Here is a 24,372-nt window from a genome sequence, read left to right as displayed (position 1 = left end):
CCCATAAAAATAACCCCACTCTCTACAAGGCTCGGGGCGCCCGGAAAGGGAAAATACAGGTCAGCGACAACGCAGGCATAATGCCTAAATTCGGAATCTAAAATTATGTGTGGAATTGTTGGCGCAGTTGCGCAGCGTGATATTGCTGAAATCCTTCTCGAAGGTTTACGTCGTCTGGAATACCGTGGTTACGACTCAGCCGGTCTGGCTGTCGTCGATGCAGAAGGTCATATGACCCGTCTGCGTCGTCTCGGTAAAGTGCAGATGCTGGCCCAGGCCGCGGAAGAACATCCGCTGCACGGTGGTACCGGTATTGCGCACACCCGCTGGGCGACGCACGGCGAACCGTCTGAAGGTAACGCGCACCCGCATGTGTCTGAACACATCGTGGTCGTGCACAACGGCATTATCGAAAACCACGAACCGCTGCGCGAAGAACTGAAAGCGCGCGGCTACACCTTCGTCTCTGAAACTGACACCGAAGTGATTGCTCACCTGGTGCACTGGGAGCTGGAGCAGGGCGGCACGCTGCGTGATGCGGTGCTGCGTGCTATCCCTCAGCTGCGCGGTGCGTACGGTACGGTGATCATGGATTCCCGCGATCCGTCCACATTGCTGGCCGCGCGTTCCGGTAGCCCGATGGTTATCGGTCTGGGCATGGGCGAAAACTTCATCGCTTCTGACCAGCTGGCGCTCCTGCCGGTTACCCGTCGCTTTATCTTCCTCGAAGAGGGTGATATCGCGGAAGTGACCCGTCGCAGCGTGACCGTCTTTGATACCAAAGGCGAGCAGGTGAAACGTCAGGAGATTGAATCGAATCTGCAGTACGACGCGGGCGACAAAGGCGCTTACCGTCACTACATGCAGAAAGAGATTTACGAGCAGCCAAACGCCATCAAAAACACGCTGACCGGGCGCATCAGCCACGGTGAAGTGGATCTGAGCGAGCTGGGCGCAAACGCGAACGAACTGCTCGGCAAGGTCGAGCATATTCAGATCGTGGCCTGCGGCACCTCATACAACTCCGGTATGGTCTCTCGCTACTGGTTTGAATCCCTGGCTGGCGTGCCGTGCGATGTGGAAATCGCGTCTGAATTCCGCTATCGCAAATCCGCGGTGCGTCGTAACAGCCTGATGATCACCCTTTCCCAGTCTGGTGAAACGGCGGATACGCTGGCAGCGCTGCGTCTGTCTAAAGAGCTGGGTTACCTGGGCTCTCTGGCTATCTGTAACGTTCCTGGCTCATCGCTGGTGCGTGAGTCCGATCTGGCGCTGATGACCAAAGCGGGCACCGAAATCGGTGTGGCCTCTACCAAAGCGTTTACCACTCAGCTGACCGTTCTGCTGATGCTGGTGGCGAAGCTGGCGCGTCTGAAAGGTGAAGATGCGTCCGTTGAGCACGACATCGTTCACGGCCTGCAGGCGCTGCCGAGCCGTATTGAACAGATGCTGTCTCAGGACAAACGCATTGAAGCGCTGGCGGAAGATTTCTCCGACAAACATCACGCCCTGTTCCTGGGTCGTGGCGATCAGTATCCGATTGCGCTGGAAGGAGCGCTGAAGCTGAAAGAGATCTCCTACATTCACGCTGAAGCCTATGCGGCTGGCGAGCTGAAGCACGGCCCGCTGGCGCTGATTGACGCGGATATGCCGGTCATCGTTGTGGCACCAAACAACGAACTGCTGGAAAAACTGAAGTCTAACATCGAAGAAGTGCGCGCCCGCGGCGGTGTTCTGTACGTCTTCGCCGACAAAGATGCCGGTTTTGTCAGCAACGACAACATGCATATCATCGAGATGCCGCATGTGGAAGAGGTGATTGCACCAATCTTCTACACCGTTCCGCTGCAGCTGTTGGCCTATCACGTTGCGCTGATCAAAGGTACCGACGTTGACCAGCCGCGTAACCTGGCGAAATCGGTTACCGTAGAATAATCCCTTCAGGCTCCACCTTCGGGTGGAGCTTTTTTATCCTGCCCGGCTTGTTTTTCATCAATCCTTTCTCGTTTTTAATAATGACAATTTGTCATCTTCAGCTACTTTTTTCAGTGTCACATAAAGAAAATATTTCTGAAAACGCCTTGTCATAAAAGCGGCTAACGCGATGAAAAATAAGCTTTCTTTTGCTGATTTTTAAGTGAAATTTACGTTGTCATAAAACTGTCATAATTCGTACATTTATCTGTCACCTGTTTGTCCTATTTTGCTCATCGTAGCCACTAAACAACGATTTACGAAAATCTTGCAGGAGACATTATGAAAGTTATGCGTACCACTGTCGCAACTGTTGTCGCCGCGACCTTATCTCTGAGCGCGTTCTCTGTATTTGCAGAAGCAAGCCTGACTGGCGCTGGTGCAACCTTCCCTGCGCCGGTGTATGCCAAATGGGCGGATACCTACCAGAAAGAAACCGGTAACAAGGTTAACTATCAGGGTATCGGCTCCTCCGGTGGCGTTAAACAAATTACCGCGAACACTGTTGATTTCGGCGCATCAGACGCTCCGCTGTCTGATGACAAACTGGCTCAGGAAGGCCTGTTCCAGTTCCCTACCGTGATCGGTGGCGTGGTCCTGGCCATCAACCTGCCGGGCGTGAAGTCGGGTGAGCTGGTGCTGGACGGCAAAACGCTGGGTGACATCTACCTGGGCAAAATCAAAAAATGGGATGACGAAGCGATCGCTAAACTCAACCCAGGCCTGAAGCTGCCTTCTCAGAACATCGCCGTGGTTCGCCGCGCGGATGGTTCCGGTACCTCTTTCGTGTTCACCAGCTACCTGGCAAAAGTGAACGAAGAGTGGAAATCTAAAGTCGGCTCCGGCTCTACCGTTAACTGGCCAACCGGTCTGGGCGGTAAAGGTAACGACGGTATCGCCGCGTTCGTACAGCGTCTGCCTGGCTCCATCGGCTACGTAGAGTATGCGTACGCCAAGCAGAACAACCTGTCCTACACCAAACTGGTTTCAGCCGACGGCAAACCGGTTAGCCCGACCGAAGAGAACTTTGCTAACGCCGCGAAAGGCGCTGACTGGAGCAAATCCTTCGCGCAGGATCTGACTAACCAGAAAGGCGAAGGTGCGTGGCCAATCACCTCTACCACCTTCATCCTGGTTCACAAAGAGCAGAAGAAACCTGAGCAGGGCGCCGAAGTGCTGAAGTTCTTCGACTGGGCGTACAAAAACGGCGGCAAACAGGCTAACGCTCTGGATTACGCCACCCTGCCGGACAACGTGGTTGAGCAGATTCGCGCTGCATGGAAAACCAACGTGAAAGACAGCAGCGGTAAAGCGCTGTACTAACAGGATATATTTAACGAAGATGGCGGGTGGCGCTGCGCTTACCCGCCCTACGGTTTAAGCTGTAGGCCCGGTAAGCGTCAGCGCCACCGGGCATATTCGTAAAAACGTCTCAAACAGAAGAGTAATTTATGGCTGCAACCAAGCCTGCATTTAACCCTCCGGGTAAAAAAGGTGACATGATTTTCAGCGCGCTGGTGAAACTGGCTGCGCTGATTGTGCTATTGCTGCTGGGCGGCATTATCGTGTCTCTGATTTTCTCCTCATGGCCGAGCATCCAGAAATTCGGTTTTTCCTTCCTGTGGACTAAAGAGTGGGACGCGCCGAACGATATCTACGGTGCCCTGGTGCCGATTTACGGCACGCTGGTGACCTCGTTCATCGCCCTGCTGATTGCGGTTCCGGTGAGCTTTGGTATTGCCCTGTTCCTGACGGAGCTGGCGCCGGGCTGGCTGCGACGCCCGCTGGGTATTGCCATCGAACTGCTGGCGGCTATTCCAAGTATCGTTTACGGCATGTGGGGTCTGTTCATCTTTGCTCCGCTGTTCGCCACGTACTTCCAGGAACCGGTCGGTAACGTGCTTTCCGCCATTCCGTTTGTGGGTGCCCTGTTCTCTGGCCCGGCTTTCGGTATCGGCATTCTGGCGGCTGGCGTGATCCTCGCCATCATGATTATTCCGTACATTGCGGCGGTGATGCGCGATGTCTTCGAACAAACGCCGGTGATGATGAAAGAGTCGGCCTACGGCATCGGCTGCACCACCTGGGAAGTTATCTGGCGCATTGTCCTTCCGTTCACCAAAAATGGGGTGATCGGGGGCGTGATGCTGGGTTTAGGTCGTGCGCTGGGTGAAACCATGGCGGTCACCTTTATCATCGGTAACACCTACCAGCTCGACAGCGCGTCGCTCTACATGCCGGGTAACAGTATTACCTCGGCGCTGGCGAATGAATTTGCGGAAGCGGAATCTGGGCTGCACGTGGCGGCGCTGATGGAGCTGGGTCTGATTCTGTTCGTTATCACCTTCATTGTTCTGGCGATTTCCAAGTTGATGATTATGCGCCTCGCTAAAAATGAGGGAGCACGCTAATGGCAACTCTCGAAATGCAAGCAACCGCTGAACTGGCGGAATCCCGCCGCAAAATGCAGGCCAGACGCCGCATGAAAAACCGTATTGCCCTGTCGCTCTCTATGGCGACGATGGCATTCGGCCTGTTCTGGCTGGTCTGGATCCTCTTCTCGACGGTCGTTCGCGGGATTGACGGGATGTCACTGTCGTTGTTCACCGAAATGACGCCGCCGCCGAACACGGCGGGTGGTGGCCTGGCGAATGCCCTGGCGGGCAGCGGCCTGCTGATCCTCTGGGCGACGGTCTTCGGCACGCCGCTGGGCATTATGGCGGGCATCTACCTGGCAGAATACGGTCGTAAATCCTGGCTGGCCGAAGTCATTCGCTTCATCAACGACATTCTGCTGTCTGCACCTTCTATCGTCGTGGGTCTGTTTGTTTACACCGTGGTGGTGGCACAGATGGAACACTTCTCCGGCTGGGCGGGTGTGATTGCACTGGCGCTGCTGCAGGTGCCGATTGTTATTCGTACCACCGAGAACATGCTGAAACTGGTGCCGGACAGCCTGCGTGAAGCGGCTTATGCGCTGGGTACGCCGAAATGGAAGATGATTTCTGCGATTACGCTGAAGGCGTCGGTCTCCGGGATCATGACCGGTATCCTGCTGGCGGTAGCGCGTATCGCGGGTGAAACGGCGCCGCTGCTGTTTACGTCCCTCTCCAACCAGTTCTGGAGCACGGACATGATGCAGCCGATCGCCAACCTGCCGGTGACGATCTTTAAATTTGCGATGAGCCCATTCGCGGAATGGCAGCAGCTGGCCTGGGCCGGGGTGCTGATCATTACCCTTTGCGTGCTGTTGCTGAACATTCTGGCGCGCGTCATTTTCGCGAAGAAGAAACACGGTTAATTTTTTACGGCGCTGCAGCTCGCGGCGCCGAATGAGGAAATGAGTCAATGAGTATGGTTGATACTGCCCCGGGTAAGATTCAGGTTCGTGATTTGAACTTCTACTACGGCAAATTCCATGCCCTGAAGAACATCAACCTGGATATCGCGAAGAACCAGGTCACGGCATTTATCGGTCCGTCAGGTTGTGGGAAGTCCACGCTGCTGCGTACCTTTAACAAAATGTATTCGCTCTATCCGGAGCAGCGCGCTGAAGGTGAAATTATCCTGGACGGCGAAAACATTCTGACCCAGGCTCAGGATATCGCCCTGCTGCGCGCCAAAGTGGGGATGGTGTTCCAGAAACCAACGCCTTTCCCTATGTCAATTTACGACAACATCGCGTTTGGCGTTCGCCTGTTTGAAAAGCTCTCCCGTGCCGATATGGACGAGCGCGTGCAGTGGGCTTTGACCAAGGCCGCATTATGGAACGAAACCAAAGATAAGTTGCACCAGAGCGGTTACTCTCTCTCCGGCGGTCAGCAGCAGCGTTTGTGCATTGCGCGCGGTATTGCTATTCGCCCGGAAGTGTTGCTGCTGGATGAGCCGTGTTCAGCGCTGGACCCGATCTCAACCGGCCGTATTGAAGAGCTGATCACCGAGCTGAAGCAGGATTACACCGTGGTTATCGTGACCCATAACATGCAGCAGGCTGCACGTTGTTCCGATCACACGGCGTTTATGTACCTGGGCGAGTTGATCGAGTTCAGCGATACGGACGCGCTGTTCACCAGGCCCGCGAAGAAACAAACCGAAGATTATATTACTGGCCGCTACGGTTGATTTGCCTTAGTGCATGTGGAGAAACCATGGACAACCTCAATCTTAATAAACACATTTCCGGCCAGTTCAACGCAGAGCTGGAAAGCATTCGCACCCAGGTAATGACCATGGGCGGCATGGTCGAGCAGCAGCTTTCTGATGCGATTACGGCAATGCACAACCAGGACAGCGAGCTGGCGAAGCGCGTCATTGACGGCGACAAAAACGTCAACATGATGGAAGTCGCTATCGACGAGGCCTGCGTGCGCATTATCGCGAAACGCCAGCCGACGGCGAGCGATCTGCGTCTGGTGATGGCAATCATCAAGACCATCGCCGAGCTGGAGCGAATTGGTGACGTTGCGGATAAAATCTGCCGCACCGCGCTGGAGAAATTCTCTCAGCAGCACCAGCCCCTGCTGGTGAGCCTGGAGTCGCTGGGCCGCCACACCGTGCAGATGCTGCACGACGTGCTGGATGCCTTTGCGCGTATGGATCTGGACGAAGCGGTGCGTATCTACCGTGAAGACAAGAAGGTCGACCAGGAGTATGAAGGCATCGTGCGTCAGCTGATGACCTACATGATGGAAGATTCACGTACGATCCCAAGCGTACTGACTGCCCTGTTCTGCGCGCGCTCTATTGAGCGTATCGGCGACCGCTGCCAGAACATTTGCGAATACATCTTCTACTTCGTGAAAGGTCAGGACTTCCGTCACGTGGGCGGCGACGAGCTGGACAAACTGCTGGCGGGTAAAGATCCGAAAGAGTGATTTTACCCTCACCCTAACCCTCTCCCACAGGGAGAGAGGACAATTCGGTTTTCTCCCTCTCCCCTTGGGAGAGGGTCGGGGTGAGCGGAAAACTCAGCGAGTAATATTCCACCCGCGTGCCTTCCACAGCGCTGGCAACTGCGCCAGATCGGTAAAGGTCGTCACGTTCGGATGATCGATCGGCTTGTTGTGCGGGTCGGCGCAGAAGTAAAACACCTCCATCCCCGCATCAATCCCTGACTGCGCGCCCGCAGACGAGTCATCCACCAGAATGCAGTTCTCTACGTTGACGTTCATTGCTTTTGCCGCATGAAACATCAGCGCCGGGTCTGGCTTCCAGCGCTGGATATCGTAGCCGCTGAACAGTTTTTCCGGGAAATGGTGCAACATCTCAAGCTTGCCCAGCGAATGCTGCATTTTGCTGACCGGGCCGTTAGAGACGACGCAGACAGGCACCGTCATCGCATCCAGCAGCGCGTTTGCGCCCGGAATGACCTCCAGCTCCGAATCAAACAGGCGTGCGACCTCGGCGCGGTACACCGGTTCCAGATCGGCTTTCGCCAGATCCACACCGTGTTCCCGGTTAATGATGTCGATGATCTCGTAGAGCTTCACGCCCTTAAAGCGTTTAAACACCTCTTCGAGCTCCAGCGTAATGCCAAATTCCTTGAACATAGTGACATACGCGCGGGAACAAATGACCTCACTGTCGACCAGCGTACCGTCGCAGTCGAAAAATACCGCTTCAATTCCGGACATGCCTTTCCCTTTTAACAAGTTTAACGTTTACGTACGGCAGTTCGCCGGGACGCAATCGTTGCCGTATAAGCAAAATCAATGAAAAAAGTATCACGTAACCGCCACTATTGTCGCATTTTGGTATAGGATAGCGACGAATTTTCCCTCCTTGTTCGGAATTGATGATGAGTCAACAACACACTACCCAGACGTCTGGTCAGGGTCTGCTTGAGCGCGTTTTTAAACTGCGCGAGCACGGCACAACGGCACGCACCGAAGTGATCGCTGGTTTCACCACCTTCCTGACGATGGTCTATATCGTTTTTGTGAACCCTCAAATTCTGGGCGTTGCTGGCATGGATACCAGCGCCGTCTTTGTAACCACCTGCCTGATTGCGGCCCTTGGCAGCATTCTCATGGGTGTGTTCGCTAACCTGCCGGTTGCGCTGGCACCGGCGATGGGCCTGAATGCGTTCTTCGCATTCGTGGTGGTTCAGGCGATGGGTCTCCCGTGGCAGGTTGGCATGGGCGCCATCTTCTGGGGCGCGGTTGGCCTGCTGCTGCTGACCATTTTCCGCGTGCGTTACTGGATGATTGCAAACATTCCCGTGAGTCTGCGCGTGGGCATCACCAGCGGTATCGGTCTGTTCATCGGTATGATGGGGCTGAAAAACGCCGGCGTTATCGTGGCTAACCCGGATACGCTGGTGAGCATCGGTCACCTGACCTCTCATAACGTGCTGCTGGGCGTGCTGGGCTTCTTTATCATCGCGATCCTGGCTTCCCGTAATATTCACGCGGCGGTGCTGGTCTCCATCGTGGTCACCACCCTGCTGGGCTGGATGCTGGGCGACGTTCACTATAACGGTATTGTCTCCGCGCCACCGAGCGTCTCTACCGTGATTGGTCACGTCGATCTGGCGGGTTCCCTGAACCTGGGCCTGGCGGGCGTGATTTTCTCCTTCATGCTGGTCAACCTGTTTGACTCCTCCGGCACGCTGATTGGCGTGACCGACAAAGCGGGCCTGGCGGATGAAAAAGGCAAATTCCCGCGCATGAAGCAGGCGCTGTTTGTGGACAGCGTCTCCTCTGTGACCGGTGCTTTTATCGGAACCTCGTCCGTTACCGCGTACATTGAATCGTCTTCCGGCGTGTCCGTGGGAGGCCGTACCGGCCTGACGGCGGTGGTCGTGGGTATTCTGTTCCTGCTGGTGATCTTCCTCTCTCCGCTGGCGGGTATGGTTCCACCGTATGCGGCAGCCGGCGCGCTGATCTATGTGGGGGTGCTGATGACCTCCAGCCTGTCTCGCGTGAAGTGGGATGATTTAACCGAAGCGGTGCCGGCGTTTATTACCGCCGTGATGATGCCGTTCAGCTTCTCGATTACCGAAGGTATCGCGCTGGGCTTTATCTCTTACTGCGTAATGAAGATCGGTACCGGCCGCTTCCGCGACCTCAGCCCATGCGTGATTGTTGTGGCGCTGCTGTTTGTGCTGAAGATTGTGTTTATTGATGCCAAATAAACAGCAAGCCCTTTTCGAAGAAAAGGGCTTTAGTGTTTGCACCCTCTCCCGTGGGAGAGGGCTGGGGTGAGGGCATCAGGCCGCAATAAGCTTACGCCTTCACCCGCTTAATATAATCCCCAAACGCCGTCAGCTGGCCAGACAGATGATCGCGCGTGCTCTGATCCACCACTTCACCCGTTTGCGGGTCGACCTTGTTCTGAATCACACCACCCATAAATTCCGGCTTGTTCATGACCATCGCATCCAGGAATACCAGGATCTGGCGTAGATGATACTGGCAGCGCGCGCCGCCAATCGCGCCCATTGAGCTGGTCTGGATCAGCACCGGCTTACCTGCCAGCGGCTGCTCAGGTAAACGGGACAGCCAGTCGATGGCATTCTTCAGGCCACCCGGAACCGAATAGTTATACTCCGGCGTGACGATGACCACGCCGTCAGCCTGGCGGATCTGCTCCGCCAGCGCCTCAACGCTCTGCGGAAAACCCTCTTCCTGCTGTACGTCAGCGTCATACAGCGGAATATCGCCAATAGACGGCAGGGCGCTAATTTCCATTCCTGCCGGTGCCAGCTGCGGCAGCGTGCGGGCAACCATCCCGTTAAATGAACCTTTGCGCAGGCTTCCCAGTAACGTAACTACTTTCAACGTATCAGACATGATTACTCCTGTTTCATCATGATGACCCTGATCGGATCAGCTAAGGGTGAATGCTTTTTCTGCCGGTAAACTGGTTAAACGCATCAGGCGTGCGGCGGGCTCGTTGGCGCGCTCGGGCACATCAGGAAGGCTACGCCATCCCTGTTGGCTGTCAAATTCCCAGATTTTCATGCGTTCGATGGCGGGGGTAACCGCAATGGACCAAATGAGCACATCCTCTGCGTCGCTGAGCGCCTCTACCAGCGTGGCCTGAGTGGCGCGCAGACGTCCGGAGCCTGGAAGCAGTTGCAGCATGCTGGCGTCGTCTGAGGCGCATCCACAGAGCTTGCGAATGCTCTGGCGCAGGGTAATGAGCTGGGCTCGGGCTTCGACAGGATCGTTCTGGTTGCGTACCCACAGCTTCTCATTGCTGGAGAGCGGATAGTCTTCATGCGCATTACCGCCATGGAAGCTGCGCGTCGCGCGCTGAAGTTCCATATCCAGCCCACAATCCCCTTCGGTGGTCAGCGCGACGCCAATGATATTGCCCGCGTAGGCAATCGAAAAACGAGGGAGATCCGGGTCGGCAAAGACCGGGCGGCCTTCGGGTTGGGTAATGATGTCCGGCAGCTCGCTGGTGCCGTACAGCATAAACAGCAGTTCTGCGAGAAGCGCTCTGGACGCTAAAAACCGCGTTCTGCGGTGTTCCGGAAGAGTGAGTGCTTCACTGTGACAGGCTGAAGAAATTCTTGCCGATACGAGACGTCCTTCCGTAAGTATCCCTCTTGCAAAGTGCGTAGCCATTTTTCGCTCCTTGATAATGGTCGTAATCGGTTAAACGGTTACATGATTATCGCTTAACTTGACTCCTGTTTTAATCAGTAAATGGGAGTAAGAGAAGCCTCAGGACCGAACTTTACATTTTCTTAGGCAAAAATTGGATCGCTGGCACCGTACAGCGCCTTGATGGTTTCCCGCAGCCAGAGGATTTTCGGATTATGGCTGTTCCGTTTATGCCAGATCAGCGTGAAGGGAACGGTAAGCTTTTCAGCCTGCTCTTCGTCAATGGGAATGGGCAGCGCGATCAGCTTCCGCTGGTGGAGTTGATTGTAGTGATGACAGTAGTGCGGAGCGGTGGCGATATAGTTATGGCCGGGCTGCGCCGCCATAAACATCGACTGCTCAAAGCCCGGCACGCACATGGCAATATTTCTCTCTCGCCCCATCTCCTTTAGCACTTCGTCCAGTGCCCAGGTGTCGCTGCGTTCCCAGAAGATGCTAATGTGCGGGTAGCGCAGGAAGGTCTCAAGATTCCATTCGTCCTGTAGCGCGGGGTGATCCTCACGCAGATACACGCACGGACGGTCGCTGAACAGGATCTCATAGTCGATGAACCACGGCATTAGCTTCAGCAATTCACGCGATCGCGGGTGCGTTTCGCGTCCGGTGAATCCCAGATCCACCTCTCCACGCGTAATGGCGTCCAGCGAGTCATAATCCCAGTGACGCATCTTCACAGTAGCCTGCGGATAGCGCTGGTTCACCTGCTCCAGCAGGGCGTTAAAGCGGATCAGCATCAACGGCGTTTCGGCGGCCAGCACGAACGTTAGCCCGCCCGGGGAATCATGGTGAAATTTATCGAGGATCTGGTTGCCGATTTGCATCCAGTCAGCCAAATCCTGCTCGAGGCTTACCGTCAGCGGGGTCGGCAGCAGCCCCAACGGCGTTTTGACAAACAGCGGGTCGTCAAACCAGTCACGCAGCTTGGCCAGCGATTTACTCACCGCAGACGGCGTCACGTTCATCCGCTTCGCCGCTTTGGTGACGCTGCGCTCCTGCAGCAAAAGCTGCAGGCACAGCAACAGGTTAAGATCGAGACTGCTGATGGGCTTCTTCATAATGCGCCGCGGGCTGGATGACCATAAGTAAGGTGATGCACAGTATGCTACAGCCAATCAGAACCCCGATCAGCATATTCAGCGCGTTAAGCCCGATGACCGCCGCCAGCCAAATCCACAGCGACGAGCCGCAGACCTGCGCAATTCCCAGCACCGAGCTTGCCACGCCTGCCCGCAGCGAGAAGGGGCCAAGCGCCTGGCTCATCGCCACGCCAAAGCCAACCGAGAACCCGGCACAAATAAGGGTAATACCCGCCAGCATCACCGCATGCGAGCTGGTGGTTGCCAGGATCGCGCCAGCCGTGAGGAATAAAACCTGTGAGGTCAGCATCAGCGTGCGCTGGCTGAAAACATTTAGCGCAAACGGGGTGGAGAACGAGACTGCCATACTGACCATGGCGGTTAATGCCATCACCGTTGAATACTCACCCCGATCGAAGCCCATGGTCTCCATCAGTAAAACCGGGGAAACGTTTACATAGGTCAGGATCACCGCCACGCTTAACGTGGTCACGGCCAGACGACTGAGGAAAAAGCGGTTAAGCAGCTTCTCGGCTGGGTGAATGGTTGCGGTATGACCGGTATTCTGCGAGCCCGGGTGGGTCTCTTTCAGCACGGCGATAGACAGGATAAACACCAGCGCGCCCATCGCCGCCATGGTCCAGAACAGGCTCTGCCACGGGAATTTCAGCATGATCAGATATCCCACGACCGGGGCCAGCACCGGGATAATGCAGGTAATACCGTTCAGCATCGAAAGCACCTTAGCGCGACGCTGGGCGCTTAAGGTGTCGCGCAAAATGGCAAACGCGACGACGTAGCAGCCACCGGCGCCAATGCCCTGGATAAACCGTCCGGCCAGGAACAAGGTGCTGCTTTGGGCCTGTGAGCAGAGAAGAGAGGCCAGGGCAAAAATGATGGCGCCGCTTATCGCGACGGGTTGACGGCCTGCCTTATCCGCGATCTTCCCGGCAAAGACCATAGACGACGCCATCCCCGCGAGGTAGGCCGAAAACGCGATGTGCAGCTGCGCTTCGCTGGCGCCCAGATCGCGGGCGATGTGCGGCAATCCCACCAGATACATATCAATGCCGGACGGATAAAGCAGAACTAAAGCGAAGCTACAAAACAGAAAACGCGCCATAAACCCCCCATAGATGCAGGCATGCAGGATAGGGGGTGAAAAGGGATTAGGCGAGTTGCCATTTGGACAATGGTGATTTCCCTGGAGGAAATCACCATCAGCGATCGGGCCTTACTTACCGATACAGAAGCTCGAGAAAATCCGTCCCAGCAGATCGTCCGACGTAAACTCCCCGGTGATCTCGCTCAGATTCTGCTGCGCCAGACGCAGCTCTTCCGCCAGCAGTTCACCCGCCCACGCGCCGATCAGCTGCGCTTTACCCTGAACAAGGTGGTTTGCCGCCTCTTCCAGCGCCTGCAGGTGACGACGACGCGCCAGGAAGCCGCCTTCCATGCTGGTATCAAAGCCCATGCTCTGCTTGAGATGGTTACGCAGGTCGTCAACGCCTTCACCGGTACGCGCCGACAGGCGAATCAGTGAGTGACCATTCACATCGCTGATGCCCAGCGTTTCGCCGGTGACGTCCGCTTTGTTACGCACCACGGTGATGGGCAGTTTAGCCGGCAGACGGGCGATAAAGTCTGGCCAGATCTCAGCCGGGTCAACGGCGTCGGTCGTGGTGCCGTCCACCATAAACAGCACGCGGTCGGCCTGCTCGATCTCCTGCCAGGCACGTTCGATACCGATGCGCTCAACCTCGTCGCTGGCATCGCGCAGGCCGGCGGTGTCGATGATGTGCAGCGGCATGCCGTCGATGTGGATGTGCTCGCGCAGCACGTCGCGAGTGGTGCCGGCAATGTCGGTTACGATTGCCGCTTCACGGCCCGCCAGGGCGTTCAGCAGGCTTGATTTCCCGGCGTTAGGGCGTCCGGCAATCACCACCTTCATCCCTTCGCGCAGCAGGCTGCCCTGGCGCGCTTCGGCGCGAACGGCGTCGAGATCGGCCATCACCTGGTTGAGCTGCGCTTCGATTTTACCGTCAGAGAGGAAGTCGATCTCCTCATCCGGGAAGTCGATAGCCGCTTCCACGTAGATCCTGAGGTGAGTAAGTGCTTCCACAAGGTGATTTACGCGGGCGGAGAATGCCCCCTGCAGCGAGTTCAGGGCGGAGCGGGCCGCCTGTTCAGAACTGGCGTCGATCAGGTCTGCAATCGCTTCTGCCTGCGCCAGGTCGAGCTTGTCGTTGAGGAAGGCACGCTCGGAGAACTCGCCCGGCTTCGCAATGCGCAGGCCCGGCAGGGTCAGGATACGTTTTAACAGCAGGTCGAGGATAACCGGGCCGCCGTGGCCCTGCAGCTCCAGCACGTCTTCGCCGGTGAAAGAGTTCGGGCCGGGGAACCACAGCGCAATGCCCTGGTCCAGCGGCGTGCCGTCGGTATCTTTAAACGGCAGGTAATCAGCGTAGCGCGGCTTTGGCAGTTTACCCAGCACCGCTTCGGCCACCTCGCGCGCCTTCAGGCCGGAGATACGCAGAATGCCTACACCACCGCGTCCCGGTGGGGTTGCCTGGGCGACGATAGTGTCGTTATGGCTCATGGTTGGTCTCGTTCAATACAAATAAAAAAGGCGGTCAATCGACCGCCCTTATTTTAGCGTTAACTTACCGAATCAGGACTTTTTCTTTTCGCGGCTATGCAGGCCACGTTTTTCCAGACCACGGTAAATCAGCTGCTGCTGGATGATGGTCACCAGGTTGCTGACGATATAGTACAGCACCAGACCTGACGGGAACCACAGGAAGAACACGGTGAAGATGACCGGCATAAAGGTCATGATCTTCTGCTGCATCGGGTCGGTCACGGTGGTCGGCGACATCTTCTGGATGAAGAACATCGTCACGCCCATCAGGATCGGCAGGATGTAGTACGGGTCCTGTGCGGACAGGTCATGGATCCACAGTGCGAACGGCGCGTGGCGCAGCTCAACGGAACCCATCAGCATGTAGTACAGCGCAAGGAAGATTGGCATCTGAATCAGCAGCGGGAAGCAACCACCCAGTGGGTTTACTTTCTCTGCTTTGTACAGGGCCATCATTTCCTGGCTCTGACGCTGTTTGTCATCCCCCAGACGCTCACGCATAGCCTGAATCTTCGGCTGCAGCATACGCATCTTCGCCATGGAGGTGTACTGCGCTTTAGTCAGCGGGTACATGATGCCACGAACGATGAAGGTAATAACGATGATGGAGAAGCCCCAGTTACCCAGGAAGCTGTGGATGAACTTCAGCAGCTTAAACAGCGGCTGAGAGATGAACCACAACCAACCGTAATCAACGGTCAGATCCAGGTGCGGCGCAACAGCGGCCATTTTGTCCTGAATTTCCGGGCCGACCCACAGGGTGCTTGCCATCTTACCGGTTTGACCCGGCTGAACCAGAACCGGCTGAGATTTGTAGCCGATGGCTGCAAGACCGTTGCCCAGGTTCGCGGTATAGAAGTTATTCGTACCGTCGTTGTTTGGGATCCAGGCCGTAGCGAAATACTGCTGCAGCATCGCAACCCAACCGCCTTTGGAACTAACGTTCAGGTTTTCGTTATCGGCAATGGTGTCGAATTTGTATTTCTCATACTTTGCGTCTGGCGTGGAGTACGCCGCGCCACGGAAGGTATGCAGCGCAAAGTTGCTGCTTCCGGTGTCACGGTGAGACGGCAGATTGATGGACTGCTTCAGCTGGCCAAAGGTCGACAGCTCCAGCGGTTTCGCACTGGCGTTCTGTACGCTGTAGCCCACGTTCACCGCATACTCACCGCGCTTCAGGGTGAAGGTTTTAGTGAAGGTGTTGCCTGCGGCGTCGGTATACGTCATCGGGATCGCGAGTTCGTTCTGGCCATCAGCCAGCACAAAGGTGTCGCTCTCGACGGTATACAGTGGACGCGCACCGTTAGCCGGGTTATCCGGGCCATCACGACCTGTCAGGCCGCTCTGCGCCTGGTAGATAAACTCAGGCGTGGTTTCCAGTAACTGGAACGGTTCGTTAGACTTCAGCTCTTTCGGGTAGGTCAACAGCAGCGCCTGCTCAATATCACCACCACGGGTGTTGATTGTCAGCTCAAGCACATCGGTCTTAACCGTAATCTGTTTCCCCTGGCCACTGGCCGGTACGCCCTGGTCGGCGGCGCTACCCGCTGCGGTGGTCGTAGTCTGCGTGGTCTGCTGCTGGGGTTGAGGATTTTTATCCTGCTCCCATGCCTGCCAGATCATGAAAGACACGAACAACAAAGCGATGATAAGAAGATTGCGTTGCGAATCCATCGTTAGTGTTCTCTGGTATCAAAGGGTCCTGGAGGGACGGGGTCGTCTCCACCGGGGTGTAAAGGGTGGCATTTTAATACGCGTTTCACCGTCAACCAACTGCCTTTTATCACTCCAAACCTGCGCAATGCCTCAATTCCGTAGCTTGAGCATGTTGGTGTGAAACGGCAGTGCGGCCCGAGTAGCGGACTAATCAGGCGTTGATAGACCCGAATGAGGGCTATCAGGACCCGTGAGCCAGGCGACAGTGGCGGCGCCATAATTTTTCCAACGCTTCCGAGAGAGCACGGTTATCGAGGTCGGCAACCCCTTTCTTCGCCACCACCACGAAATCCATTGAAGGCAGTTCGTGCTGACGTAAACGGAAGCTTTCACGCGTCAGACGTTTAATCCGATTGCGTTCATGCGCACGCTTAACATTTTTCTTGGCGACTGTGAGACCGATGCGGGGATGCCCCAGCGAATTTTGGCGGCCGAGGATGGTGATTTGCGGCGTGCCAGCCCGTAGTGGCTGCTGGAAGACGAAAGTGAAATGAGCGGGAGTTAACAAACGTAACTCCCTGGGAAATGCTAGCTTAACCACTCAGGGGTTAGCTTTATTACTTGGAAACGGTCAGACGAGCGCGGCCTTTAGCACGACGACGTGCCAGAACCTGACGACCATTTTTAGTAGCCATACGAGCACGGAAGCCGTGAGAACGGTTGCGCTTCAGTACAGACGGTTGAAAAGTGCGTTTCATGGCGATTTCTACCTAAACTTGAATAAATTCACTGACTTTTGCGTATACCCGAACGAGTTTCGAACGACTAACGCCTCAGCGTGGGTGATTAAAGAGGCCGGATTGTAATAATTGTACACTCCGGAGTCAATTCTCTTTCCTTATTTCCCGCGTATTTCCGCACGTTTTCGCGTGGAAAATGAGCAACGGACGACGCAGGAAGATGAGCATCACGCGCCGGGTCGAGGATTATACGGCCTCGCCAACAAAGCGCAAGGATCGTCCCGGATCTTCGTTAGATCATTTAAGCAATAAATTGTCTGTGCTCATTAATTTTTCCAATATGCGGACTAAATCGTGGGGCACTGGCGCCAGGATCGTTTACACTTATCCGGTTCCGGATCTTCCTGTGGATAAATCGGGAAGAATCTGTGAGAAACAGAAGATCTCTGGCTCAGTTTAGGCTATGATCCGCGGTCCCGATCGGGATCCCAGGATCCTGGTCAGGATAAATTGCAGATAGCAATTCGCACGTCCCCCTTTACACAGGGTCATGTCGATGTGCGCCAACAATCATGAATATTCAATAGTTTTCTTTTATTGTTCGAGTGGAGTCCGCCGTGTCACTTTCGCTTTGGCAGCAGTGTCTTGCCCGATTGCAGGATGAGTTACCAGCCACAGAATTCAGTATGTGGATCCGCCCGTTGCAGGCGGAACTGAGCGATAACACGCTGGCTTTGTATGCGCCAAACCGTTTTGTGCTCGATTGGGTAAGGGACAAGTACCTTAATAACATCAATGGACTGCTGAACGATTTCTGCGGGTCTGATGCCCCGCAGCTGCGCTTTGAAGTGGGCACAAAGCCGGTCACCCAAACCGTTCGTGAAACCGTGAACGTAGCAGCACCTGCTCAGGCCGCGCCTGCTCCGGCCCCTCGCGTCGCACCCGCTCGTCAGGGCTGGGATAATGTCCCCGCACCGGCTGAGCCAACCTACCGCTCTAACGTTAACGTGAAACACACGTTCGATAACTTCGTTGAAGGTAAGTCGAACCAGCTGGCGCGCGCGGCGGCTCGTCAGGTTGCTGATAACCCTGGTGGGGCCTACAACCCGCTGTTCCTTTATGGCGGTACGGGTCTGGGTAAAACGCACCTGCTGCATGCGGTGGGTAACGGCATTATGGCGCGCAAGCCCAATGCCAAAGTGGTGTATATGCACTCCGAACGCTTCGTTCAGGACATGGTAAAAGCCCTGCAAAACAATGCGATCGAAGAGTTTAAACGCTACTATCGTTCTGTTGACGCTCTGCTCATCGATGACATCCAGTTCTTTGCCAATAAAGAACGATCGCAGGAAGAGTTTTTCCACACCTTTAATGCCCTGCTGGAAGGCAATCAGCAGATCATTTTGACCTCGGATCGTTACCCAAAAGAGATCAACGGCGTTGAAGATCGTCTGAAATCCCGCTTCGGCTGGGGCCTGACGGTGGCGATCGAGCCACCGGAGCTGGAAACCCGCGTCGCGATCCTGATGAAGAAAGCCGATGAAAACGACATTCGCCTGCCGGGCGAAGTGGCGTTCTTCATTGCCAAGCGTCTGCGCTCCAACGTGCGTGAGCTGGAAGGGGCGCTGAACCGCGTTATCGCCAATGCCAACTTCACTGGTCGTGCGATCACCATCGATTTTGTGCGTGAAGCGCTGCGAGATTTGCTGGCATTGCAGGAAAAACTGGTCACTATCGACAATATTCAAAAGACGGTGGCTGAGTACTACAAGATCAAAGTGGCAGATTTACTGTCTAAACGTCGTTCCCGCTCGGTGGCGCGTCCGCGTCAGATGGCGATGGCGCTGGCTAAGGAGTTAACCAACCACAGTCTGCCGGAAATCGGGGATGCGTTTGGTGGCCGTGACCATACGACCGTGCTGCACGCTTGTCGCAAGATTGAGCAGTTACGCGAAGAAAGCCACGACATAAAAGAAGATTTTTCCAATCTAATCAGAACATTATCATCGTGACGCTATGAAATTTACCGTTGAACGTGAACATTTATTAAAACCGCTGCAACAGGTGAGTGGCCCATTAGGTGGCCGCCCAACGCTGCCTATTCTCGGAAACCTGCTGCTTCAGGTCGCGGACGGTACGCTGTCGCTGACCGGTACAGATCTGGAAATGGAAATGATCGCGCGCGTTACGCTGACGCAGCCGCACGACGCGGGCGCGACCACGGTTCCGGCACGTAAATTCTTTGATATCTGCCGCGGGCTGCCGGAAGGCGCTGAAATCGCCGTGCAGCTGGAAGGCGACCGTATGCTGGTGCGCTCTGGCCGCAGCCGTTTCTCGCTCTCCACGCTGCCTGCTGCGGACTTCCCGAACCTGGACGACTGGCAGAGCGAAGTTGAATTCACCCTGCCGCAGGCGACGATGAAGCGTCTGATTGAAGCCACGCAGTTCTCCATGGCACATCAGGACGTCCGTTACTACTTAAACGGCATGCTGTTCGAAACCGAAGGTGAAGAGCTGCGTACCGTAGCCACCGACGGCCACCGTCTGGCGGTCTGTTCTATGCCGATTGGCGACGCGCTGCCAAACCATTCGGTGATCGTGCCGCGTAAAGGGGTGATTGAGCTGATGCGTATGCTCGACGGCGGCGACACGCCGCTGCGCGTGCAGATCGGCAGCAACAATATCCGCGCACACGTGGGCGATTTTGTCTTCACTTCGAAGCTGGTTGACGGTCGTTTCCCTGATTATCGCCGCGTATTGCCGAAGAATCCGGACAAAACGCTGGAAGCAGGCTGCGACAGCCTCAAGCAGGCCTTTGCCCGTGCGGCCATTCTCTCAAACGAGAAATTCCGCGGCGTGCGCCTGTACGTGAGTGAAAACCAGATCAAAATCACCGCTAACAACCCGGAGCAGGAAGAGGCAGAAGAAATTCTGGACGTCACCTACGCCGGAACCGAGATGGAAATCGGCTTTAACGTCAGCTACGTGCTGGATGTGCTGAATGCGCTGAAGTGCGAGAACGTGCGCATTCTGCTGACCGACTCCGTTTCAAGCGTACAGATTGAAGATGCCGCATCACAGTCGGCTGCTTATGTTGTCATGCCAATGAGACTGTAATGTCGCTCACCCGTCTGTTGATCCGCGACTTTCGCAATATCGAAAGCGCGGATCTCGCTTTATCCCCTGGCTTTAACTTCCTGGTTGGCGCAAACGGCAGCGGCAAAACCAGCGTGCTTGAGGCCATCTATACGCTCGGCCACGGTCGGGCGTTTCGCAGTTTGCAGATTGGTCGCGTCATTCGCCACGAGCAGGAATCCTTTGTCCTGCACGGGCGTTTGCAGGGGGCGGAGCGGGAAACTGCCATCGGCCTGACCAAAGACAAGCAGGGCGACAGTAAGGTGCGCATCGACGGCACCGACGGCCATAAAGTGGCGGAGCTGGCGCTGCTGATGCCAATGCAGCTGATTACGCCGGAGGGGTTTACTTTACTCAACGGCGGCCCCAAATACAGAAGAGCATTCCTCGACTGGGGATGCTTTCACAACGAAGCCGGTTTCTTTAACGCCTGGAGCAACCTGAAGCGTCTGCTCAAGCAGCGTAACGCTGCACTGCGCCAGGTTACCCGTTACGCCCAGCTGCGTCCGTGGGACATGGAGTTAATCCCTCTCGCGGAACAAATCAGCAACTGGCGTGCCGAATACAGCGCAGGTATCGCCGAAGACATGGCCGACACCTGCAAACAGTTTTTACCTGAATTCTCTCTCACCTTCTCCTTCCAGCGCGGCTGGGAGAAAGAGACGGATTATGCCGAGGTGTTAGAGAGAAGCTTCGAGCGCGATCGCATGTTGACCTACACCGCACACGGCCCTCACAAGGCGGATTTCCGCATTCGTGCCGACGGTGCACCGGTGGAAGACACGCTGTCGCGCGGGCAGCTCAAGCTCCTGATGTGTGCGCTGCGCCTGGCACAGGGCGAGTTTCTCACCCGCGAGAGCGGAAGACGCTGCCTGTACCTGATAGATGATTTTGCCTCGGAACTTGACGACGCGCGGCGCGGGCTGCTTGCCAGCCGCTTAAAAGCCACGCAGTCGCAGGTTTTCGTCAGCGCTATTAGCGCTGAACACGTTATAGACATGTCGGACGAAAATTCGAAGATGTTTACCGTGGAAAAGGGTAAAATAACGGATTAACCCAAGTTGAAATGAGCGAGAAACGTTGATGTCGAATTCTTATGACTCCTCCAGTATCAAAGTCCTGAAAGGGCTGGATGCGGTGCGTAAGCGCCCGGGTATGTATATCGGCGACACGGATGACGGCACCGGTCTGCACCACATGGTATTCGAGGTGGTAGATAACGCTATCGACGAAGCGCTCGCGGGTCACTGTAAAGACATCGTGGTCACCATCCATGCGGATAACTCCGTCTCCGTCACCGATGATGGTCGTGGCATCCCAACCGGTATTCACCCGGAAGAGGGCGTCTCTGCCGCGGAAGTGATCATGACCGTGCTGCACGCAGGCGGTAAGTTCGACGATAACTCCTATAAAGTTTCCGGCGGCCTGCACGGCGTAGGCGTCTCCGTGGTTAACGCCCTGTCGCAGAAGCTGGAGCTGGTTATCCAGCGCGAAGGCAAGATCCACCGTCAGCTCTATACGCACGGCGTGCCGCAGGCACCGCTGGCCGTTACTGGCGATACCGACAAAACCGGTACCATGGTGCGTTTCTGGCCGAGCCTCGAAACCTTCACCAACGTCACCGAATTCGAGTATGACATCCTGGCGAAACGCCTGCGTGAACTGTCGTTCCTGAACTCCGGCGTCTCTATTCGCCTGCGCGACAAGCGTGACGGCAAAGAAGACCACTTCCACTACGAAGGCGGTATCAAGGCGTTCGTTGAGTATCTGAACAAGAACAAAACGCCTATTCACCCGAATATCTTCTATTTCTCCACCGAAAAAGACGGTATCGGCGTGGAAGTGGCGCTGCAGTGGAACGACGGTTTCCAGGAAAACATTTACTGCTTCACCAACAACATTCCACAGCGTGACGGCGGTACGCACCTTGCAGGCTTCCGTGCGGCGATGACCCGTACCCTGAACGCCTACATGGACAAAGAAGGCTACAGCAAAAAAGCAAAAGTCAGTGCCACCGGTGATGACGCCCGTGAAGGCCTGATTGCCGTTGTCTCCGTGAAGGTGCCGGATCCGAAGTTCTCCTCACAGACCAAAGACAAGCTGGTCTCTTCCGAGGTGAAATCGGCGGTTGAACAGCAGATGAACGAACTGCTGAGCGAATACCTGCTGGAAAACCCGTCCGACGCGAAAATCGTGGTGGGTAAAATTATTGATGCGGCGCGTGCCCGTGAAGCGGCGCGTAAAGCCCGTGAAATGACCCGTCGTAAAGGCGCGCTGGACTTAGCAGGCCTGCCGGGCAAACTGGCTGACTGCCAGGAACGCGACCCGGCGCTGTCCGAACTGTACCTCGTGGAAGGGGACTCCGCGGGCGGTTCTGCGAAGCAGGGCCGTAACCGTAAGAACCAGGCTATCCTGCCGCTGAAGGGTAAAATCCTTAACGTTGAGAAGGCGCGCTTCGACAAGATGCTCTCTTCTCAGGAAGTGGCGACGCTCATTACCGCGCTGGGCTGCGGCATCGGCCGTGATGAGTACAACCCGGATAAACTGCGCTACCACAGCATCATCATCATGACCGATGCGGACGTCGACGGCTCGCACATTCGTACGCTGCTGTTGACCTTCTTCTATCGTCAGATGCCTGAAATCGTTGAGCGTGGCCACGTCTACATTGCACAGCCGCCGCTGTACAAGGTGAAGAAAGGCAAGCAGGAACAGTACATTAAAGACGACGAAGCGATGGATCAGTACCAAATCGCAATCGCCCTTGATGGCGCAACCCTGCATGCGAACTCGCACGCCCCTGCACTGGCCGGCGAGCCGCTGGAGCGTCTGGTGTCCGAGTTCAACGCGACGCAGAAAATGATCACGCGTATGGAACGCCGCTATCCGAAAACGCTGCTGAAGGAGCTGGTTTATCAGCCAACCCTGACCGAAGCCGATCTGAGCGACGAGCAGACCGTAACCCGCTGGGTGAACGCCCTGGTGACCGATCTCAACGAGAAAGAGCAGCACGGCAGCATGTGGAAATGCGATATCCAGCAGAACGCCGATAAGCAGTTCGAGCCTATTATTCGCGTGCGTACCCACGGCGTTGACACCGACTATCCGCTGGAACACGAGTTTGTGACCGGTCCGGAATACCGCCGCATCTGCACGCTTGGCGAGACGCTGCGTGGCCTGATCGAAGACGATGCGTTCATCGAACGTGGCGAACGTCGTCAGCCGGTAGCCAGCTTCGAGCAGGCGCTGGACTGGCTGGTGAAAGAGTCTCGTCGTGGTCTTGCGATCCAGCGCTACAAAGGTCTGGGTGAAATGAACCCGGAGCAGCTGTGGGAAACTACCATGGATCCGGAAAGCCGCCGCATGTTGCGCGTCACCGTTAAAGACGCGATTGCTGCGGACCAGCTGTTCACGACCCTGATGGGCGATGCGGTTGAACCACGTCGTGCCTTCATCGAAGAGAACGCCCTGAAAGCGGCAAATATCGATATTTAATCGTCGTTATACCGCACCATAACTGGCCGCGCTTTTAGCGCGGCTTTTTTGTGGGCGCAGGCATATCCAGCGACATCACGGACGGTAAACGGTTCGCCAGCGTATCTATCGCTATTCTTACCCTCAGCGGCAGATGCGGCGTCTGCTGCCACACGGCATGAACGTTGAAATGCACATCCGGTGCCTGCTTTAAGAGCGGGACGAGTTTACCCTGGTGAATATCTTTGACGACCATCCAGCAGGGCAGCCATGCAATGCCGTGTCCGGCCAGCGCAGCGTCGCAGATCGCCTGCAAATCATCCATATTGAGCGACGATCGGGGCGTAAAGGTGTGCGACGTTCCTTCGTTATCCATCAGCTGCCAGGACAACACTCTGCCTGCGCTCAAATAGTTAATGGCCGTATGCTGGGATAAATCATTAACGCTTTGTGGCTGGCCTTTCTTCAGCAGATACTCCGGCGCGGCGCACAGCACCATGCGGTGTTCTCCCAGCTTTCTGGCGACCAGCACGCTGCTGTCGTGAAGCGTGCCGTTACGCACCGCCATATCAAACCCTTCCTCGACCAGATCCACCACGCGGTCGCTGAATGACATTTCCAGCTCAAGCCCGGGGTGTTCCTGAGCCAGCGCTATCAGCAGCGGGGCGACACACTGGCGGCCAAACAGCACCGGCATGGAAATGCGCAGGCGACCGCTGACCTGCTGTTTCCCCGTCTCAAGCAGCGATTCCGCACTCCGAATCTCCTCCAGCGCGCGCAGGCAGCGTTCATAAAAAAGGGCGCCGTTATCGGTCAGACTCTGGCTGCGGGTGGTGCGCTGAAAAAGACGTACCCCCAGCCGTTGTTCAAGGCGAGCGATGCTTTTTCCGACCGCCGAGCGTGACAAATGCAGACGAAGGGCAGCCTGCGCAAAACTTCCCGCCTCAACGGCGGCCACAAAAACAGGAATATCCTTCAGCGTATCGGTCATAGATTGTATCTGTTCTGGCGTCAATAAAGAGAAAACTTATCGCCACTGGCGACCTTTAGTCAACGGTAGA

22 protein-coding genes are annotated in these 24,372 nt (G+C 55.9%); 11 read left to right on the top strand and 11 right to left on the bottom strand.

Going from position 1 to position 24,372, the window contains the following annotated elements; all coding sequences use genetic code 11:
* Positions 1-105: 105 nt before the first annotated feature.
* From glmS to phoU, 6 genes are all read left to right on the top strand, one after another.
* Positions 106-1,935: a glutamine--fructose-6-phosphate transaminase (isomerizing) gene (gene glmS, locus ADJ24_RS06895; protein WP_023309792.1), complete on the top strand. Its 1,830-nt coding sequence runs from the start codon at positions 106-108 to the stop codon at positions 1,933-1,935.
* Between the two features lie 321 nt (positions 1,936-2,256).
* On the top strand, positions 2,257-3,297 hold the full coding sequence (gene pstS / locus ADJ24_RS06890; protein WP_008500186.1) for a phosphate ABC transporter substrate-binding protein PstS: 1,041 nt from the start codon (positions 2,257-2,259) through the stop codon (positions 3,295-3,297).
* Positions 3,298-3,425: 128 nt separating this feature from the next.
* A complete protein-coding gene (gene pstC / locus ADJ24_RS06885) occupies positions 3,426-4,385 on the top strand; it encodes a phosphate ABC transporter permease PstC (protein WP_023309793.1) in 960 nt (319 codons plus the stop codon).
* A complete protein-coding gene (gene pstA / locus ADJ24_RS06880) occupies positions 4,385-5,275 on the top strand; it encodes a phosphate ABC transporter permease PstA (protein ID WP_023309794.1) in 891 nt (296 codons plus the stop codon). The genes pstC and pstA overlap by 1 nt, the downstream gene beginning before the upstream one ends.
* A 47-nt stretch (positions 5,276-5,322) precedes the next feature.
* Positions 5,323-6,096: a phosphate ABC transporter ATP-binding protein PstB gene (gene pstB, locus ADJ24_RS06875; RefSeq protein ID WP_010426574.1), complete on the top strand. Its 774-nt coding sequence runs from the start codon at positions 5,323-5,325 to the stop codon at positions 6,094-6,096.
* Between the two features lie 26 nt (positions 6,097-6,122).
* Positions 6,123-6,848 (top strand): phosphate signaling complex protein PhoU, encoded by a 726-nt coding sequence (gene phoU / locus ADJ24_RS06870; RefSeq protein ID WP_023309795.1) that lies wholly within the window; start codon positions 6,123-6,125, stop codon positions 6,846-6,848.
* A gap of 93 nt (positions 6,849-6,941) precedes the next feature.
* On the opposite strand, the gene yieH is transcribed toward phoU, so the two are convergent.
* The gene (gene yieH / locus ADJ24_RS06865; protein ID WP_023309796.1) at positions 6,942-7,607 is read right to left on the bottom strand and encodes a 6-phosphogluconate phosphatase; all 666 of its coding nucleotides are present in this window, start codon (positions 7,605-7,607) and stop codon (positions 6,942-6,944) included.
* Positions 7,608-7,771: 164 nt separating this feature from the next.
* Between yieH and adeP the strand changes: the two genes are divergently transcribed.
* Entirely contained in the window at positions 7,772-9,109 is a 1,338-nt protein-coding gene (adeP, locus tag ADJ24_RS06860) for an adenine permease AdeP (RefSeq protein WP_023309797.1), read from the top strand.
* A gap of 91 nt (positions 9,110-9,200) precedes the next feature.
* Here the strand turns inward: adeP and ADJ24_RS06855 are convergent, their stop codons facing one another.
* The 9 genes from ADJ24_RS06855 to rpmH form a co-directional block, all read right to left on the bottom strand.
* Positions 9,201-9,767: an NADPH-dependent FMN reductase gene (locus tag ADJ24_RS06855; RefSeq protein WP_023309798.1), complete on the bottom strand. Its 567-nt coding sequence runs from the start codon at positions 9,765-9,767 to the stop codon at positions 9,201-9,203.
* 36 nt (positions 9,768-9,803) lie between these two features.
* Positions 9,804-10,550, bottom strand: a complete 747-nt coding sequence (locus ADJ24_RS06850; RefSeq protein ID WP_023309799.1) for a 4'-phosphopantetheinyl transferase family protein — start codon at positions 10,548-10,550, stop codon at positions 9,804-9,806.
* 122 nt (positions 10,551-10,672) lie between these two features.
* Positions 10,673-11,644, bottom strand: a complete 972-nt coding sequence (gene yidZ / locus ADJ24_RS06845; RefSeq protein ID WP_023309800.1) for an HTH-type transcriptional regulator YidZ — start codon at positions 11,642-11,644, stop codon at positions 10,673-10,675.
* Positions 11,613-12,788: an MFS transporter gene (locus tag ADJ24_RS06840; RefSeq protein WP_023309801.1), complete on the bottom strand. Its 1,176-nt coding sequence runs from the start codon at positions 12,786-12,788 to the stop codon at positions 11,613-11,615. Before ADJ24_RS06840 ends, yidZ begins: the two co-directional genes overlap by 32 nt.
* A gap of 111 nt (positions 12,789-12,899) precedes the next feature.
* Positions 12,900-14,264, bottom strand: a complete 1,365-nt coding sequence (mnmE, locus tag ADJ24_RS06835) for a tRNA uridine-5-carboxymethylaminomethyl(34) synthesis GTPase MnmE (RefSeq protein ID WP_021242672.1) — start codon at positions 14,262-14,264, stop codon at positions 12,900-12,902.
* A gap of 72 nt (positions 14,265-14,336) precedes the next feature.
* Entirely contained in the window at positions 14,337-15,980 is a 1,644-nt protein-coding gene (yidC, locus tag ADJ24_RS06830; RefSeq protein ID WP_023309802.1) for a membrane protein insertase YidC, read from the bottom strand.
* Between the two features lie 2 nt (positions 15,981-15,982).
* The gene (gene yidD, locus ADJ24_RS23990; protein WP_001307474.1) at positions 15,983-16,240 is read right to left on the bottom strand and encodes a membrane protein insertion efficiency factor YidD; all 258 of its coding nucleotides are present in this window, start codon (positions 16,238-16,240) and stop codon (positions 15,983-15,985) included.
* Complete coding sequence (gene rnpA / locus ADJ24_RS06825; RefSeq protein WP_032640303.1) at positions 16,204-16,563, bottom strand: ribonuclease P protein component; 360 nt, start codon at positions 16,561-16,563, stop codon at positions 16,204-16,206. Before rnpA ends, yidD begins: the two co-directional genes overlap by 37 nt.
* A gap of 16 nt (positions 16,564-16,579) precedes the next feature.
* Positions 16,580-16,720, bottom strand: coding sequence for a 50S ribosomal protein L34 (gene rpmH, locus ADJ24_RS23445; protein WP_000831330.1), 141 nt, complete (start codon positions 16,718-16,720; stop codon positions 16,580-16,582).
* 599 nt (positions 16,721-17,319) lie between these two features.
* Between rpmH and dnaA the strand changes: the two genes are divergently transcribed.
* From dnaA to gyrB, 4 genes are read left to right on the top strand one after another with little or no spacing between them, the layout of a single operon-like run.
* Positions 17,320-18,714 carry a chromosomal replication initiator protein DnaA gene (dnaA, locus tag ADJ24_RS06820; protein WP_010426558.1) on the top strand — a complete coding sequence of 465 codons (1,395 nt, stop codon included), beginning with the start codon at positions 17,320-17,322 and terminating at the stop codon, positions 18,712-18,714.
* A 4-nt stretch (positions 18,715-18,718) separates the two neighbouring features.
* The gene (gene dnaN / locus ADJ24_RS06815) at positions 18,719-19,819 is read left to right on the top strand and encodes a DNA polymerase III subunit beta (protein ID WP_023309804.1); all 1,101 of its coding nucleotides are present in this window, start codon (positions 18,719-18,721) and stop codon (positions 19,817-19,819) included.
* Positions 19,819-20,892 (top strand): DNA replication/repair protein RecF, encoded by a 1,074-nt coding sequence (gene recF, locus ADJ24_RS06810; protein WP_023309805.1) that lies wholly within the window; start codon positions 19,819-19,821, stop codon positions 20,890-20,892. The genes dnaN and recF overlap by 1 nt, the downstream gene beginning before the upstream one ends.
* 28 nt (positions 20,893-20,920) lie before the next feature.
* Positions 20,921-23,332: a DNA topoisomerase (ATP-hydrolyzing) subunit B gene (gene gyrB, locus ADJ24_RS06805; RefSeq protein WP_023309806.1), complete on the top strand. Its 2,412-nt coding sequence runs from the start codon at positions 20,921-20,923 to the stop codon at positions 23,330-23,332.
* Between the two features lie 34 nt (positions 23,333-23,366).
* Here the strand turns inward: gyrB and ADJ24_RS06800 are convergent, their stop codons facing one another.
* On the bottom strand, positions 23,367-24,302 hold the full coding sequence (locus tag ADJ24_RS06800; RefSeq protein WP_023309807.1) for a LysR family transcriptional regulator: 936 nt from the start codon (positions 24,300-24,302) through the stop codon (positions 23,367-23,369).
* Positions 24,303-24,372: the final 70 nt, after the last annotated feature.

The sequence above is a fragment of the Enterobacter sp. 940_PEND genome (genome assembly GCF_001059415.1).
GTDB classification, from domain to species: domain Bacteria; phylum Pseudomonadota; class Gammaproteobacteria; order Enterobacterales; family Enterobacteriaceae; genus Enterobacter; species Enterobacter cloacae_M.
This window is presented reverse-complemented; position numbering and strand designations above follow the sequence as displayed.

What these genes read in the sequence shown, in the direction of transcription:
- ADJ24_RS06800 (WP_023309807.1), bottom strand. Translation starts at nt 24,302, where the DNA reads ATGACCGATACGCTGAAGGATATTCCTGTTTTTGTGGCCGCCGTTGAG.
- glmS (WP_023309792.1), top strand. Translation starts at nt 106, where the DNA reads ATGTGTGGAATTGTTGGCGCAGTTGCGCAGCGTGATATTGCTGAAATC.
- pstA (WP_023309794.1), top strand. Translation starts at nt 4,385, where the DNA reads ATGGCAACTCTCGAAATGCAAGCAACCGCTGAACTGGCGGAATCCCGC.
- phoU (WP_023309795.1), top strand. Translation starts at nt 6,123, where the DNA reads ATGGACAACCTCAATCTTAATAAACACATTTCCGGCCAGTTCAACGCA.
- dnaN (WP_023309804.1), top strand. Translation starts at nt 18,719, where the DNA reads ATGAAATTTACCGTTGAACGTGAACATTTATTAAAACCGCTGCAACAG.
- adeP (WP_023309797.1), top strand. Translation starts at nt 7,772, where the DNA reads ATGAGTCAACAACACACTACCCAGACGTCTGGTCAGGGTCTGCTTGAG.
- mnmE (WP_021242672.1), bottom strand. Translation starts at nt 14,264, where the DNA reads ATGAGCCATAACGACACTATCGTCGCCCAGGCAACCCCACCGGGACGC.
- pstB (WP_010426574.1), top strand. Translation starts at nt 5,323, where the DNA reads ATGAGTATGGTTGATACTGCCCCGGGTAAGATTCAGGTTCGTGATTTG.
- pstS (WP_008500186.1), top strand. Translation starts at nt 2,257, where the DNA reads ATGAAAGTTATGCGTACCACTGTCGCAACTGTTGTCGCCGCGACCTTA.
- ADJ24_RS06840 (WP_023309801.1), bottom strand. Translation starts at nt 12,788, where the DNA reads ATGGCGCGTTTTCTGTTTTGTAGCTTCGCTTTAGTTCTGCTTTATCCG.
- rpmH (WP_000831330.1), bottom strand. Translation starts at nt 16,720, where the DNA reads ATGAAACGCACTTTTCAACCGTCTGTACTGAAGCGCAACCGTTCTCAC.
- recF (WP_023309805.1), top strand. Translation starts at nt 19,819, where the DNA reads ATGTCGCTCACCCGTCTGTTGATCCGCGACTTTCGCAATATCGAAAGC.
- gyrB (WP_023309806.1), top strand. Translation starts at nt 20,921, where the DNA reads ATGTCGAATTCTTATGACTCCTCCAGTATCAAAGTCCTGAAAGGGCTG.
- pstC (WP_023309793.1), top strand. Translation starts at nt 3,426, where the DNA reads ATGGCTGCAACCAAGCCTGCATTTAACCCTCCGGGTAAAAAAGGTGAC.
- ADJ24_RS06850 (WP_023309799.1), bottom strand. Translation starts at nt 10,550, where the DNA reads ATGGCTACGCACTTTGCAAGAGGGATACTTACGGAAGGACGTCTCGTA.
- yidZ (WP_023309800.1), bottom strand. Translation starts at nt 11,644, where the DNA reads ATGAAGAAGCCCATCAGCAGTCTCGATCTTAACCTGTTGCTGTGCCTG.
- yidC (WP_023309802.1), bottom strand. Translation starts at nt 15,980, where the DNA reads ATGGATTCGCAACGCAATCTTCTTATCATCGCTTTGTTGTTCGTGTCT.
- yieH (WP_023309796.1), bottom strand. Translation starts at nt 7,607, where the DNA reads ATGTCCGGAATTGAAGCGGTATTTTTCGACTGCGACGGTACGCTGGTC.
- ADJ24_RS06855 (WP_023309798.1), bottom strand. Translation starts at nt 9,767, where the DNA reads ATGTCTGATACGTTGAAAGTAGTTACGTTACTGGGAAGCCTGCGCAAA.
- yidD (WP_001307474.1), bottom strand. Translation starts at nt 16,240, where the DNA reads ATGGCGCCGCCACTGTCGCCTGGCTCACGGGTCCTGATAGCCCTCATT.